Annotated in this window: 9 protein-coding genes; all 9 read left to right on the top strand. The window is 66.2% G+C overall.

Annotated features, from left to right (window positions below; genetic code table 11):
• Positions 1-56: 56 nt before the first annotated feature.
• Positions 57-518, top strand: a complete 462-nt coding sequence (locus tag ACWGS8_RS19640) for an HPr kinase/phosphorylase (RefSeq protein WP_454582476.1) — start codon at positions 57-59, stop codon at positions 516-518.
• A gap of 164 nt (positions 519-682) precedes the next feature.
• On the top strand, positions 683-1,084 hold the full coding sequence (locus tag ACWGS8_RS19635) for a PTS sugar transporter subunit IIA (protein WP_010912939.1): 402 nt from the start codon (positions 683-685) through the stop codon (positions 1,082-1,084).
• Positions 1,081-1,392 (top strand): HPr family phosphocarrier protein, encoded by a 312-nt coding sequence (locus tag ACWGS8_RS19630; RefSeq protein ID WP_454582475.1) that lies wholly within the window; start codon positions 1,081-1,083, stop codon positions 1,390-1,392. The genes ACWGS8_RS19635 and ACWGS8_RS19630 overlap by 4 nt, the downstream gene beginning before the upstream one ends.
• A 175-nt stretch (positions 1,393-1,567) precedes the next feature.
• Positions 1,568-2,968, top strand: coding sequence for an adenosylhomocysteinase (gene ahcY / locus ACWGS8_RS19625; RefSeq protein WP_010912937.1), 1,401 nt, complete (start codon positions 1,568-1,570; stop codon positions 2,966-2,968).
• Positions 2,969-3,168: 200 nt separating this feature from the next.
• Entirely contained in the window at positions 3,169-5,724 is a 2,556-nt protein-coding gene (locus tag ACWGS8_RS19620) for an ATP-binding protein (protein WP_454582474.1), read from the top strand.
• A gap of 8 nt (positions 5,725-5,732) precedes the next feature.
• Entirely contained in the window at positions 5,733-7,244 is a 1,512-nt protein-coding gene (gene tsaE / locus ACWGS8_RS19615) for a tRNA (adenosine(37)-N6)-threonylcarbamoyltransferase complex ATPase subunit type 1 TsaE (protein WP_454582473.1), read from the top strand.
• On the top strand, positions 7,241-7,987 hold the full coding sequence (locus tag ACWGS8_RS19610; RefSeq protein WP_454582472.1) for a nucleotidyltransferase family protein: 747 nt from the start codon (positions 7,241-7,243) through the stop codon (positions 7,985-7,987). The genes tsaE and ACWGS8_RS19610 overlap by 4 nt, the downstream gene beginning before the upstream one ends.
• Positions 7,984-11,118 carry a double-strand break repair protein AddB gene (gene addB / locus ACWGS8_RS19605; protein WP_454582471.1) on the top strand — a complete coding sequence of 1,045 codons (3,135 nt, stop codon included), beginning with the start codon at positions 7,984-7,986 and terminating at the stop codon, positions 11,116-11,118. The genes ACWGS8_RS19610 and addB overlap by 4 nt, the downstream gene beginning before the upstream one ends.
• On the top strand, positions 11,115-14,627 hold the full coding sequence (addA, locus tag ACWGS8_RS19600; RefSeq protein WP_454582470.1) for a double-strand break repair helicase AddA: 3,513 nt from the start codon (positions 11,115-11,117) through the stop codon (positions 14,625-14,627). Before addB ends, addA begins: the two co-directional genes overlap by 4 nt.
• The last annotated feature ends 3 nt before the right edge of the window (positions 14,628-14,630 follow it).

Here is a 14,630-nt window from a genome sequence, read left to right as displayed (position 1 = left end):
GCTCGGACGAACGGTTCCGTTCGTCCAGAGATCATGCTTCAGCCAAAGACATGATCGTGCCTGATCCAGTTGCGCAGCCAGAAAACATTCACGGAACCGCGATCCTGATCGGGGAGCGCGGCGTCCTTATCACCGGGCCGTCCGGCACCGGCAAGACGACGCTGGCGCTGACACTCCTGGATCATTGCCGCGCGCGCGGGCTGTTCTCGCGGCTGATCGGCGACGACAGGCTGCTTGCCGCGCCCCGCTCCGGGCGGCTGGTCTGTCGTGTGCCGGCGCCCATCGCCGGTCTCGCCGAAGTGCCTGGGTTCATGCCGCGCCGGCTGCCGTTCGAGCCGGGCGGGGTGATCGACCTGCATGTGAGGCTGGTGCCAAAGGCAGAGATGGCCCGTTTCCAGGAGGAAATCAGCGAGCCGGTCGCAGGCTGTGCGGTGCCGCGTATCGACCTTGCCGAGCGTAACGCCGCCACGGCCTTGCCGGCCGTGATGGCGCGGCTGTCGATCGCGCCTTTTCTATGATCCGCTGCCGATTTTTTGCTGCAATGCGTCAAAATGGCATGGGCCGGCGCAATTTTGGGCTTGTCAACGGGCCGTGCGTCGACAAGATAGCGCTCCCGCCGCCTGGAATGGCTGGCGAGCATAAAATGCGCCTGTGAAGCGGCGATGACGGGAGCCACCAAAGAATGATCGGACTCGTGCTTGTAACGCACGGTCAACTGGCCACCGAGTTCCGACATGCCGTCGAACATGTCGTCGGGCCACAAGACAATTTCGAAACCGTGGCGATCGGTGCCGACGACGATATGGAACAGCGTCGCCGCGACATCGTCGATGCGGTCGCCCGTGTCGATACCGGAGCGGGCGTCATCGTGCTGACCGACATGTTCGGCGGCACGCCGTCGAACCTCGCCATTTCGGTGATGGAGTCCGGCCGCACCGAGGTGATCGCCGGCATGAACCTGCCAATGCTGATCAAGCTGTCCTCGATCCGCAAGGGCGACAACATGGCCGCCGCGCTCGACGAGGCGCAGGCCGCCGGCCGCAAATACATCAATGTAGCCAGCCAGCTTCTGAGCAGCAAATGAACGCGCTGTCCCCGGAAAAAGACCAGATCGCCAAAGATCCGATCACCAGGGAGTTTCCGATCGTCAACCAGCGCGGCCTGCATGCACGCGCCTCGGCGAAATTCGTCCAGCTCGCCAGCGGCTTCGACGCCGCGGTCCATGTCGAGAAGGACGGCGTCAAGGTCGGCGGCACGTCGATCATGGGCCTGATGATGCTGGCCGCCAGCCCGGGCTACTCGATCCGCGTCACCGCCAGCGGGCCGGAAGCGCTCGAGGTCATGGACGCACTGGAGCAGCTTGTCGCCTCCCGCTTCGGCGAGGAATGCTGATCCCGCCCCAGGCATGCTCGCGAGACATGCAGGGATAAAGATTTCTTTATATCCCATTGTCGTCTTGAGCCTGATCTGCTAGTCAGGCCGGCAATTCGCGCCCTTCGACGCGCCGACCGGCGCGGGCGCATCCGCAACCAATTCGCAGCATAACAATTCGCATCGGAGTACTGCCATGACGGGTAGCAAGGACTATGTGGTCGCCGACATCTCGCTTGCCGGCTGGGGCCGCAAGGAACTCGATATCGCCGAAACCGAAATGCCGGGCCTGATGGCCTGCCGCGAGGAATTCGGCGCCAAGAAGCCGCTGAAGGGCGCGCGCATCACCGGCTCGCTGCACATGACCATCCAGACCGCGGTGCTGATCGAGACGCTGAAGGCGCTCGGCGCCGATATCCGCTGGGCCTCCTGCAACATCTTCTCGACCCAGGACCACGCCGCCGCTGCCATCGCCGAGGCCGGCATTCCGGTCTTCGCCGTCAAGGGCGAGAGCCTCGAACAATATTGGGACTACACCGACCGGATCTTCCAGTGGGCTGACGGCGGCCTCTCCAACATGATCCTCGACGATGGCGGCGATGCCACCATGTACATCCTGATCGGCGCCCGCGCCGAAGCCGGCGAGGACGTGCTGTCCAACCCGCAGAGCGAGGAAGAGGAATATTTCTACGCCCAGGTGAAGAAGCGCCTGAAGGCTTCGCCGGGCTTCTTCACCAAGCAGAAGGCGGCGATCCGCGGCGTCACCGAAGAGACGACCACCGGCGTCAACCGGCTCTACCAGCTGCAGAAGAAGGGCCTGCTGCCCTTCCCCGCCATCAACGTCAACGATTCCGTCACCAAGTCGAAGTTCGACAACAAGTATGGCTGCAAGGAATCGCTGGTCGACGGCATCCGTCGCGGCACCGACACGATGATGGCCGGCAAGGTCGCGGTCGTCTGCGGTTATGGCGACGTCGGCAAGGGCTCGTCGGCCTCGCTCAAGGGCGCCGGCGCCCGCGTCAAGGTCACCGAGGTCGATCCGATCTGCGCGCTGCAGGCGGCGATGGACGGCTTTGAAGTGGTGACGCTGGAAGACGCTGCCCCGACCGCCGACATCGTCATCACCACCACCGGCAACAAGGACGTCGTCACCCTCGACCATATGCGGTCGATGAAGGACATGGTGATCGTCGGCAATATCGGCCACTTCGACAACGAGATCCAGGTCGCCTCGCTGCGCAATCTGAAATGGACCAACGTCAAGCCGCAGGTCGACATGATCACCTTCCCGGACGGCAAGCGGATGATCCTCCTGTCGGAAGGCCGCCTGCTCAATCTCGGCAACGCCACCGGCCATCCGAGCTTCGTCATGTCGGCGTCCTTCACCAACCAGGTGCTGGCCCAGATCGAGCTGTTCACCAAGGGCGAACAGTACCAGAACCAGGTCTATGTCCTGCCCAAGCATCTCGACGAGAAGGTCGCACGCCTGCACCTCGACAAGCTCGGCGCGCGCCTGACCGAACTGTCTGGTGAGCAGGCCGCCTATATCGGCGTCACGCCGCAGGGTCCGTTCAAGCCGGAACACTACCGCTATTAACCAAAGCTGAATTTACCACCAGATATTGAGGCCGGGCGATTGACTTTTCTCCCGGCCTTATTTTTGCGCGCGATCAGCCTTCACGGCGATTCGGCGAGGGTTTATTGTCAGGTGATTCGCGACGCTTCCGGCCCGAGAGAGGATCAAGAGAGGCGCGTATCAGGGCGGTCTTGCATTCAGGCGGCGGAGAGGACCAAGACATGCCGGGGCAAAACCCGCAAGGAGCGGGATCGGCCGTTTCCGGCGGCCACGACGATTCGGGGACCACAGGCTCGACCATTCCGGGCGGGCGCCTGTCATGGCGTGCCCGCGTCGGGCTGTTCCTGACCAGTTCCGCGCTGGCCGGCCCCTTGGCCAGCGCCGCGGCGCATGCCGAGAACGCCGCCGTGGCCACCGCCGGCCTGTCGATCAACACGATCGAAGTCATACAGCTTGCCGTGTTCGTCGGCGTGACGGGCGCCGCATTTCTGTCGGCCATCGTTCTCATCCGCGAACGGGCCCGCACCTCGGCGGAGAATGTCGAACTGAGAAGCCGCGTCGCCGACATCAATGCGGCACTGCGCCGTTCGGAAGCGCTGCTCAATCTGCGTGACCAGCGCGTGGTGGTCTGGGCCTCGGAAAACAAGAAACCCGAACTCATCGGCACATTGCCGGTCGAAAGCGGCGCGCCAGAGGATCGGGCGGCTTTCCTCGCCTTCGGCCGCTGGCTGATGCCACGCTCGGCGGCGGCGCTCGAGCACGCCATCGCGGGCTTGCGCGAAAAGGCCAGGCCCTTCGACCTCGTCATCGAATCGCAGGCCGGCGCCCCGCTCGAAGTGCATGGCCGCAAGAGCGCCGCGCACATACTTGTGCGGTTTGTCTCGCTTTCCGAGACCCAGCGCAGCCAGGCCCGGCTGAAGATCGACAACCAGCGGCTGGCCGCCGACCATGACACGATGATCGGCCTGCTCGAGGCGCTGAAGATGCCGGCATGGCTGCGCGACGAGCATGGCCGCCTGAAATGGGTCAACCGGGCCTATGCCGACGCGGTCGAAGCCGAAAGCGCGGAAGCCGCCGTCCGCGACGCCAGGGAATTCCTCGGCGGCCAGGCACGCGAGGCGATCGACGCCCAGCACAAGACGCATCCGGTCTTCGAGCAGTCGCTGTCCACGGTGATCGAAGGCGACCGCCGCGTCTTCGCGGTGACCGACTTCGCCGGCGCCGACGGTTCGGCCGGCCTTGCCGCCGACACCAGCGCCATCGAGGCCATCCGCGGTGAATATGAGCGGACGGTGCGCAGCCATGCCGATACGCTCGACCAACTCAACACCGCCGTCGCCATCTTCGACGCCGACGAGAAGCTGCGCTTCTTCAACCAGGCCTTCCAGAAACTATGGGGGCTCGACAGCGGCTTCCTGCACAGCGCACCCGACAATGCGCTTCTGCTCGACCGGCTGCGCAGCGAAGGCAAGATTGCCGAGCAGCCGGAATGGCGCCGCTGGAAGGAAGGCCTGCTCGGCGCCTATCGTGCGGTCGAATCGCAGGAACATTGGTGGCATCTGCCCGACGGCAAGACCATCCGCGTCGTCGCCAATCCGCAGCCCAAGGGTGGCGTCACGTGGGTGTTCGAGAACCTGACCGAAAAGATGGACCTGGAAAGCCGCTACCGCACCGCGGTGCGCGTCCAAGGCGAGACGCTCGACAACCTCGCCGAAGGCGTGGCGGTGTTCGGGCCCGACGGTCGGCTGCGCCTCTCGAACCCGGCCTTTGCGACGCTCTGGGGATTGAGCGGTGAAGCCGCCAAGCCCAATGTGCACGTTTCCGCCATACGCGACCTTTGCGACCGCCAGGCGGTCGACAGCCCCTGGCCCGGCTTCGTCGCCGCCATCACCGGCTTCGACGACGAACGCCGCGACCGCCACGGCCAGAGCGAGCTCAACAACGGCACCGTGCTGCGCTATGCCGTGATCCCGCTGCCCAACGGGCAAGTGATGATGACCTTCGTCGACGTCACCGACAGCGTGCATATCGAACGTGCGCTGAAGGACAAGAACGAGGCGCTGGAGAAGTCCGACCAGCTCAAGAACGAGTTCGTCCAGCACGTGTCCTACGAACTGCGTTCGCCGCTGACCAACATCATCGGCTTCACCGAACTGCTTTCACTCCCCACCACCGGACCGCTGAACCAAAAGCAGCGCGAATATGTCGAGCATGTCAGCTCGTCCTCCTCGGTGCTGCTGACCATCGTCAACGACATACTCGACCTTGCGACCGTCGATGCCGGCATCATGCAGCTCGACATTTCCGAGGTGCATGTCGACCGCACCATCGCGGCGGCAGCGGAACTGGTTGCCGACCGGCTGCAGGAGCATTCGATCCGGCTCGAGGTCGACGCCGCTGCCGCGCCGAAGACGTTCCACGGCGACGAGACCCGCATCCGCCAGATCCTCTACAATCTGCTCAGCAACGCCGTCAATTACGCGCCGGAAGCCAGCACCATCCGACTCGCCTGCCGGCATCTAGCGGACGGGGTGGAATTTTCCGTTCACGACGACGGCCCCGGCATGCCGCCGGATGTGCTCGATTCGGTATTCCGCCGCTTCGAGCCGCGCGCCAATGGCGGTCGCCGGCGCGGAGCCGGCCTCGGCCTGTCGATCGTCAAGAGCTTTGTCGAACTGCATGGCGGCAATGTTCGCATCGAAACCGGCAAGGACAAGGGCACGACCGTCATCTGCACCTTCCCCGACATGCCGGGCATCCGCGCCGCGGCCGAGTAGCGCGCTCGATGACGGGACCTGTGCTGGAGCGTCTGCTCCCGGATGAGACACAGACAGCGCGGCTGGGCGAGGATCTGGCGCTTTCCCTGCGCGCCGGCGACGTGCTGGCGCTCAAGGGCGATCTCGGCGCCGGCAAATCGACGTTGGCGCGGGCGCTGATCCGAGCGCTGGCTGACGATGCCGGCCTCGATGTGCCGAGCCCGACCTTCACCTTGGTGCAGAGCTACGACACGCGCATTCCGATGCACCATTTCGACCTCTACCGCCTGGGCTCGGCAGCCGAGCTCGACGAACTCGGCTTCGACGAAGCGCTGACGCAAGGCGCTGCCCTCGTCGAATGGCCCGAGCGGGCGGAAGGCTATCTGCCGGAGACGACGCTCTCGATCGAACTCGTCCAGCATGGCGAGGGCCGGCTGGCGCGACTGTCTGGGCAAGGGGCGGCCTTCGACCGCGCGGCGCGGTCGCTGGCCATGCGCGGTTTTCTCGAAAATGCCGGCTGGGGCGAAGCGCGGCGGCGCCATTTCATCGGCGACGCCTCGGCCCGCTCGTACGAGATCGTGACGCTCGCGGGCCATGAGCCGCGCGTCCTGATGAACTCGCCGCGGCTGGTGCTCGGCCCGCCCGTGCGCGACGGCAAACCCTATGCCGTGATCGCCCACACCGCCCAGTCGGTGTCCGCTTTCGTCGCCATCGACCGCGCCTTGAAGGCCGGCGGCGTCAGCGTTCCGCAAATCCATGCCGAGGACCAGGACCAAGGTTTTTTGCTGCTCGAACATCTCGGTTCGCAAGGGTTTCTCGGCAAGGACGGCGAGCCCATAGCGGAACGCTATGCGGCGGCGGCCGAACTGCTGGCCATGATGCATGGCAAGACCTGGCCGCAACGCCTGCAATCGGGTCCGAGCAGCTTGCACGAGGTGCCGCCCTTCGACCGCGACGCGATGATGATCGAAGCCGATCTTTTGGTCGACTGGTACGTGCCGGCGATATCGGGCGGCCTGGCCAGCGAGTATCTGCGCACCGGCTATGCCAGGGAATGGAACGCGCTTTTCGACCGGCTGCAGGGCAGCGAATACACGCTGATGCTGCGCGACTTCCATTCGCCCAACATCATCTGGCGCGACGACCGCGCCGGGCATGACCGGCTGGGCATCGTCGATTTCCAGGATGCGCTGATCGGGCCTTCAGCCTATGACGTCGCCTCGCTCGCCATGGACGCCCGCGTCACCATCTCGCCTGAGATCGAGAAGAAAACACTTGATGCCTATGTCGCGGCGCGTCACGCAGCGGGGGCTTTCGACGAGGCGAGTTTCCTGGAAGCCTACGCAATCATGGCCGCGCAGCGCAATTCCAAGATCCTCGGCATTTTCGTGCGTCTCGAAAAGCGCGACGGCAAACCTTATTATTTGAAGCACCTGCCGCGCATCCGCGACTATCTGCGCCGGGCGCTGTCTCACCCGGCGCTTGCCAGCCTGCGGAATTTCTACGAGGCCTACGGCTTGCTTGAGGAACGGACGCTGTGACAGCAAGACCGGACACCGCCATCGTCCCCAGAACTGCAATGGTACTTGCCGCCGGGCTCGGCAAGCGCATGCGGCCGATCACCGATACGATCCCGAAGCCGCTGGTGGGGATCGCCGGCAAGACCTTGCTCGACTGGGGGCTCGACAGCCTCGCCGCCGCCGGCGTCGCCAAGGCCGTCGTCAACGTCCACTATCTTCCCGAACAGATCGTCACCCATGTCGCGGCGCGTCGGGCGCCGAAGATCGTCATCTCCGATGAGAGCGAGCGGCTGCTCGATTCCGCCGGTGGCATCGTCAAGGCGTTGCCGGAACTCGGCCAACACCCCTTCTACATCCTGAACGCCGACACGTTCTGGATCGACCACGGCCCGCTCAATCTCGGGCGGCTTGCCCTTGCATGGGACGCCGCGAAAATGGATATTCTGCTGATGCTGGCGGATCTCCATCAGGCGACGGGACATTGTGGCAGCACCGATTTCCTGGTGGCGCCGGACGGTGCGTTGCGGCGTTCAAAAGGCGATCCGGCGGGGCTGATCTATGCCGGCGCGGCGATCATTCATCCGCGTCTGTTCAAGAATGCAACGGCCGAACCGCATTCACTCAACGCCTATTTCGACAAGGCCATCGCCGCCGGCCGGCTGTTCGGCATGCCGATGCACGGCCGCTGGATCACGGTCGGCACGCCCGATGCCATTCCGCTGGCGGAAGAAACCGTCGCCGGCGCGCTAACCGAGTCGCAATGAGCGGCTCGAGCCGCGTTTTCTCGATCCCCCCCGGAGCGCCGTTCCTGCCGACGCTGGCCGAGGCGCTGCTTGCCGGTCGCCTGGTCCCGGGATTTCGTTTCGACGGCGATCCGCTCGCGCTCGCCGATGTCACCATCTATGTGCCGACGCGTCGTGCCGCGCGCGCCTTGCGCGGTGTCTTCGTCGACAGTTTGAAGGCACGCGGCGGCGGCGGTTCGGCGATCCTGCCGGTCATCCGACCGCTCGGCGAATTCGACGAGGACGAGGCCCTGTTCGAGGCCGAGCCATCGGCGGCGATCGATCTCGCGCCGCCGATCTCGGCGATCGAACGCCTGTTGCTGCTGACGCCGCTGGTGCGGGCCTGGAAACGCCGACTGCCGGAGCATGTGGCGAAGCTTTTCGCCGAGGAAATCGTCATCCCGGCCTCCACCGCCGACGCGATCTGGCTGGCGCGCGATCTTGCGGGGCTGATGGACGAGATCGAGACGGAAGGCACCGATTGGACCAAGCTTGCCGATCTGGTGACCGGCAATCTTGCCGGCTGGTGGCAGGTGACGCTCGAATTCCTGGGCATCGTCACCGACGCCTGGCCGAAATTCCTGAGCGAGAGCGACCGCTCCAACCCGGCCGCGCATCGCAGCGCGCTGATCCGCTCCGAGGCGGCGCGTCTGCGGCGCAATCCGCCGGCCGGGCCGGTCATCGCCGCCGGCTCGACCGGCTCGATACCCGCCACGGCCGAACTGCTTGCCGCGATCTCCCGCCTGCCCGGCGGCGCCATCGTGCTGCCCGGTCTCGACCGGACGCTGGACGAAGCGTCCTTCCAGGCGCTTATCGCTCCCGGCGCGCGGCCGGCCGTGCTTGGCCACCCGCAATATGGCCTGGCCCGGCTGATCGGCAAGATCGGCGTGCCGCGCGCCGATGTCGAGGAAATCGGCGCGGCCGAGCCGCAGCTTGCGCTTCGCGCCGCGCTTGTCGGCGAGGCGCTGCGGCCGGCCGAGACCACCGAATTGTGGGCCGAAACACGCAGCGGGTTTTCGGCGTCCGACATTGCCGGCGCCTTTGCCGAGGTGAGGCTGCTGGAAGCCGCCAGCGAACGCGATGAAGCCGTGGCTATCGCTGTTGCGCTCAAGCAGGCCGTCGAACAGCCCGGCCAGCGGGCCGCGCTCGTCACCGGCGATCGCGCGCTGGCACGGCGCGTCTCGGTGGAGCTCAGGCGCTTTGGTGTTGTCGCCGACGATTCCGGGGGCACGCCGCTCGCCAACAGCCCGGCGGCCAGCCTGCTCCGGCTGGCGCTGGAAGCGGTGTTCCGGCCGGGCGATCCCGTCGGCCTGCTGTCACTGCTCAAGCACCCGCTGCTCGGCCTCGGCCTGGAACGGGCTGCCGTGACCCATGCAGCGGAACTGGTCGAACTGGTGGCGCTGCGCGGCGGCACCGGCCGCCCCGACATCGTTTCTCTGCCGGAATTGTTCGAAAACCGCCTCACCGGGCTCGGCGATGACAGCCGGCCGCCCTTCTGGTTTTCCCGCCTCACCGTGCGCTCCATCGAGGATGCTCGGAATTTGCTCGCACGACTGACAGAAGCGCTGGCGCCGCTATCTGCGTTTCGGGGCCAGGCGGATGCCGATCTTGCCGCGCTGGTCCAAGCCAGCGTCATGGCTTTGGAAAGTCTCGGCCGTTCCGCCGATGGCGGCCTGGGCGAGCTTTATGCCGGCGATGCCGGTGAAAAGCTGGCGGAATTGCTGCGCGGGCTGGTCGCCGCTTCGGCATCGCTGTCATTCGCCGCCAGCGAATGGCCCGATGTGATGGACGCGCTGATCGCGCCCGAAACGGTCAAGCCGGCACAAGGCACCGACAGGAACATCGCCATCTGGGGTGCACTGGAAGCGCGGCTGCAGGATGTCGACACGCTGGTCATCGGCGGCCTCAACGAAGGCGTGTGGCCGCGCAAGCCGGAGAGCGACCGCTTCATGTCGCGGCTGATGAAGACCGGCATCGATCTCGAACCGCCAGAGCGTCGTATCGGCCTTGCCGCGCATGATTTCCAGATGGCCATGGGCGCGAGGCACGTCGTTCTGGCCCGCTCGGCGCGCTCCGGCGACGCGCCGGCCGTGCCGTCACGCTGGCTGCAGCGGCTGCTTACCTTCATCGGCAACGAGCAGGCGGCAGCGCTGCGAAGGCGTGGCGACGAGCTGCTCGCCTGGGCGCGCGCACTCGATACCGGGCCGAAGCAGGATTTCGCGCCGCGGCCGCAGCCAAAGCCGCCGTTGGCGGTGCGCCCGACGCACTTCTCGGTCACCGAGATCGAGACATTGCGCCGCGATCCCTACGCCGTCTATGCCCGGCGTATCCTCGGCCTGATGCCGCTCGATCCGCTGATCCGCGATCCCGGTGCGGCCGAGCGCGGCACGCTGTTCCACGCCATCCTACACCTGTTCTCGTCTGAGGTGGCCGATCCGCGCGCGCCCGATGCGCTGGCCGGCCTCATTGCCGCCGGCCGCGCCTGCTTTGCCGACGCCGCCCTTCCGGCCGATGTCGAGGCGGTGTGGTGGCCGCGCTTCGAGAAGCTCGCCGCCAACATCGTCGAATGGGAGCGCACGCGTGCCGATGCCGTGACCCGACGCCATGCCGAGGAGCGTGCCGGCAAGACCATCGTCGGCCAGTCCGGCGTGACGCTGTCCGGCTACGCCGACCGCGTCGATCTGCTGGCCGGCGGCATGGCCGACATACTGGACTACAAGACAGGCTCCTCGCCCTCCAAGGCGCAGGCGCACACGCTGCTCGCGCCGCAGCTGGCGTTGGAAGGCGCGCTGCTCCGGCGCGGCGCCTTCAAGGATCTGGGGGCGCGTGAACCGTCGCAACTGGCCTTCATCAGGCTGAAGCCGAATGGCGAGGTGTTCGAGGAGTCCATCCTCGAGCACAACCGCCAGCCAAGGACCGCCGCCGATCTTGCCGAAGAGGCCTGGGCGCGGCTGGAAAAGCTGCTGATCCATTATGCCGACTCGCAGACCGGTTATCTGTCGCGCGCGCTGCCGTTTCGCGAGGGCGAGACCGATGGCGACTACGACCATCTCGCCCGCGTGCTCGAATGGTCGGCCGGCGGCGATGCCGGCGACGAGGGAGGGGAGGCATGAAGAAGGCCTATCCCATCCCGAGCGATACCGCCAACAGCCAGGCCCGCGCCGCCGATCCCCAGAACTCGGCCTGGGTGTCGGCCAATGCCGGCTCCGGCAAGACCCATGTGCTGGCCCAGCGCGTCATCCGGCTGCTGCTCAACGGCACCGATCCGTCGAAGATCCTATGCCTGACCTATACGCGTGCCGCCGCCGCCAATATGTCGAACCGCGTCTTTTCCACGCTGTCGGACTGGACGGTACTCGGCGATGCCGAGCTGGCCGCGAAGATCGAGGCGCTGGAAGGACGGCGGCCCGACCGCGACACCATGCGCCGGGCGCGGCGCCTGTTCGCCGAGGCGCTGGAAACGCCGGGCGGGCTGAAAATCCAGACCATCCACGCCTTCTGCGAATCGGTGCTCCACCAGTTCCCGCTCGAAGCCAATATTCCGGCCCATTTCGAGATGCTCGACGGCCAGATGGAGGCATCGCTGTTCGCTGCTGCGCGCCGCGAGATGATCTCCGGCACGGCCGCCGGCAACCCGGATCTGGCCGACGCCTTCGCCACCGTGCTGGAACGTGGCGGCGAAGCCGGTCTCGATGCCTTGCTCGGCGAGATCGTGCGCAAGCGCGACGGGTTGCGGCAGTTCCTCGACGCCGTCGGAAGTGACGGCTTCCAGCCTTTGTTCGATGAGTTCCATTTCCGCGCTGGCCAGACCGCCGAAGGGATTGCAGCATCGGTCTGGCCGCTGCCGGGCTTCCTGCCGGATTATTTTGCCGGCTTAGTCCAGGCAGCCGAATCCACCGACGCCAGATCGGTGCTGAACAACATCTTGCCCTATGCGCGCCAGGCTTTTGCCGAGAGCGATCCCATTCGCCGCCTGCAATCGCTCGCCAGAGCCTTCCTCAAGACTGATGGCGATCCTTACGATCCGGCAAAGGCCTTCAAGAAAGCCCTGACCGACCGGCTGCCGGACCTGGCCGAGCGCTATGCCTCGGCGGCAAGCGCCATCATCGAAACCGTCGACCGGCTGGCGCTGTTCCGCATGCTGGAAGGCACACGCGCGGCACTGACCATCGCCGACTGGCTGATCGCCCGCTACGACGTGCTGAAGCGCAGCCGCGGCTTTCTCGACTTCAACGATTTGATCACACGCACGGTCAACCTCCTGGCGCGGCCGGACGCCGGCCCCTGGGTGCAATACAAGCTCGACCAGGGCATCGACCACATCCTGCTCGACGAGGCGCAGGACACCAGCCCGGATCAATGGGAGGTGGTGAAGCAGCTGGCGGAAGAATTTTTCGCCGGCCTCGGCGCGCGCGACAGGGTCCACCGCACGGTCTTCGCCGTCGGCGACGAGAAGCAGTCGATCTATTCGTTCCAAGGGGCGGCGCCGGATTCCTTCGCCGACAGCCGGCTGCTGTTCGCAGGCCGCGTGCGCGATGCCGAGGCGTCCTTCGCCGACCTCAAGCTGACCTGGTCGTTCCGCTCGACCGACGACGTGCTGGCCGCCGTCGACCGCGTCTTTGCCGATCCCCTCGTGCGGCGCGGCATCAGCCATGATCCCGATCCGCTGAGCCACAAGGCGATCCGCACCGATGCGCCGGGCTATGTCGAGGTTTGGCCGTCGATCGGCGCCGACGTCGTCGACGAACCCGACGACTGGACGCAGGCCATCGACCACACCCATGCGCCGGCGGTGCGCGTTGCCGAAAATGTCGCGGCGACCATTGCCGGCTGGATCGGCAAGGGAGAGATCATCGAAGGCCGCGGCAAGCGGCTGCGCCCAGGCGACGTGCTGGTGCTGGTGCGCAAGCGCGACAGTTTTGTCCATGCGCTGACCCGCGCCTTGAAACGCCGCGACATTCCGGTTGCCGGCGCCGACCGGCTGAGCCTGCCCGGCCACATCGCGGTCAAGGACCTGATCGCGCTCGGCCATCTCTTGCTCCAGCCGCAGGACGATCTGTCGCTCGCCGCCGTGCTGCGCAGTCCGATCTTCGACCTGCCGGAGGAGGCCCTGTTCACGCTCGCGGCACAGAGGCCTCCCGGCCTGTCGCTGGCCGCGTCGCTGCGCCAGCATGCCGAAGAAAACGAGCGCCTGGCGAAGATTGTCGCGCAACTCGACGTCTGGGCTGACGAGGCTGCCTTCAAGCCGGTGTTCGAATTCTATGCCGGCCTGCTGGCGCGTGACGGCGTGCGCAGAAAAATGATCGCCCGGCTCGGGCCGGAAGCTGGCGACATTCTCGATGAATTCCTGAGTTTCTGCCTTGCCGAGGAACGCACCGGCCTGCCCGGCCTGGAGGCCTTCCTGTCGACGCTGGAAAATGCCGGCCCCGAAATCAAGCGCGAGATGGACCAGACGCGCGACGAGGTCCGCGTCATGACCGTGCACGCCGCCAAGGGCCTGGAAGCGCCGGTGGTGTTCCTGGTCGATGGCGGCTCCGCCCCGTTCAGCGACCAGCATCTGCCGCGCCTGATGCCGTTCGACGGCTCGGGCCGCAATTTTGACGGCAAGGGCTATCTCTGGCGTTCGGCCAGCGATGTCGCCAACGGCTTCTCGAAGGCGGCGGCCGCCCGCGCCCGCGAACTCGCCGACGATGAATACCGCCGGCTGCTCTATGTCGGCATGACCCGTGCCGAGGACCGGCTGATCGTCTGCGGCTATCACGGCAAGCGGGCGCCGAACACCGGCACCTGGCATTCGATCGTCAGCCGCGCGCTGATTGGCGCGCCGGAAAGCGAACAGCGTGCGCATCCCGCCGGCGGCGAGCCGGTGCATCGTTTCCACGTGACCAAGCTGCCGCCCGTCGCGGCGAGCGCCGATGAACAGGCGCGGCAGACCGATGCTTTCGGTCCGTTGCCGGGAACCCTGTTCCGGCCCTTGCCGCCCTTCGAGGACCTGCCGCGGCCGCTGTCGCCATCCGGTGCCTCCGCGCTGATCGACGAAGGCAAGGAAGCGGTCGTCGACGAGGCTTCCCCGGTGCTGGACGCCGATGCCGAACCGGGCTTTGCCGTGCAGCGCGGGCTCGCTTTGCACAAGCTGCTGCAGATGCTGCCCGGCATTGCCGAGGGTGAACGCCAAGGGGCCGCCGAGCGTTATCTCGCACGAACGGGTGCCGGGTGGCCGCCATCAGAGCGGGAAAAGGCCCTGGCCTCGGTCATCGCCATTCTTGACGACCCACGCCTCGGCCGGTTGTTCGCGCCCTCATCGCGCGCCGAGGTGGCGATCACGGGCAGCCTGCAGATCAGGGGCAAAATGCGCTCGATCTCCGGCAAGATCGACCGGCTGGCGGTGACGGCGGACACGGTTTCGATCGTCGACTACAAGACCAACCGGCCGGCGCCCGCTTCGCTCGCCGAAGTCCCGCCGGCCTATCTTCTGCAGCTTGCGCTCTATCGCGCCCTGCTCAAGCCGCTTTATCCCGGGCGCGAGGTCAAGGCGGCCCTTCTGTTCACCGAAGCGCCAAGGCTGATCGACCTGCCTGCCAGGGCCTTGGACGATGCCCTTGCCCGACTCACGGGAGCGTGACAC

The sequence above is a fragment of the Mesorhizobium sp. 43Arga genome, from assembly GCF_053714255.1.
The sequence above is the reverse complement of the archived record's forward strand: the minus strand, read 5'-3'. Positions and strand labels throughout refer to the sequence as shown.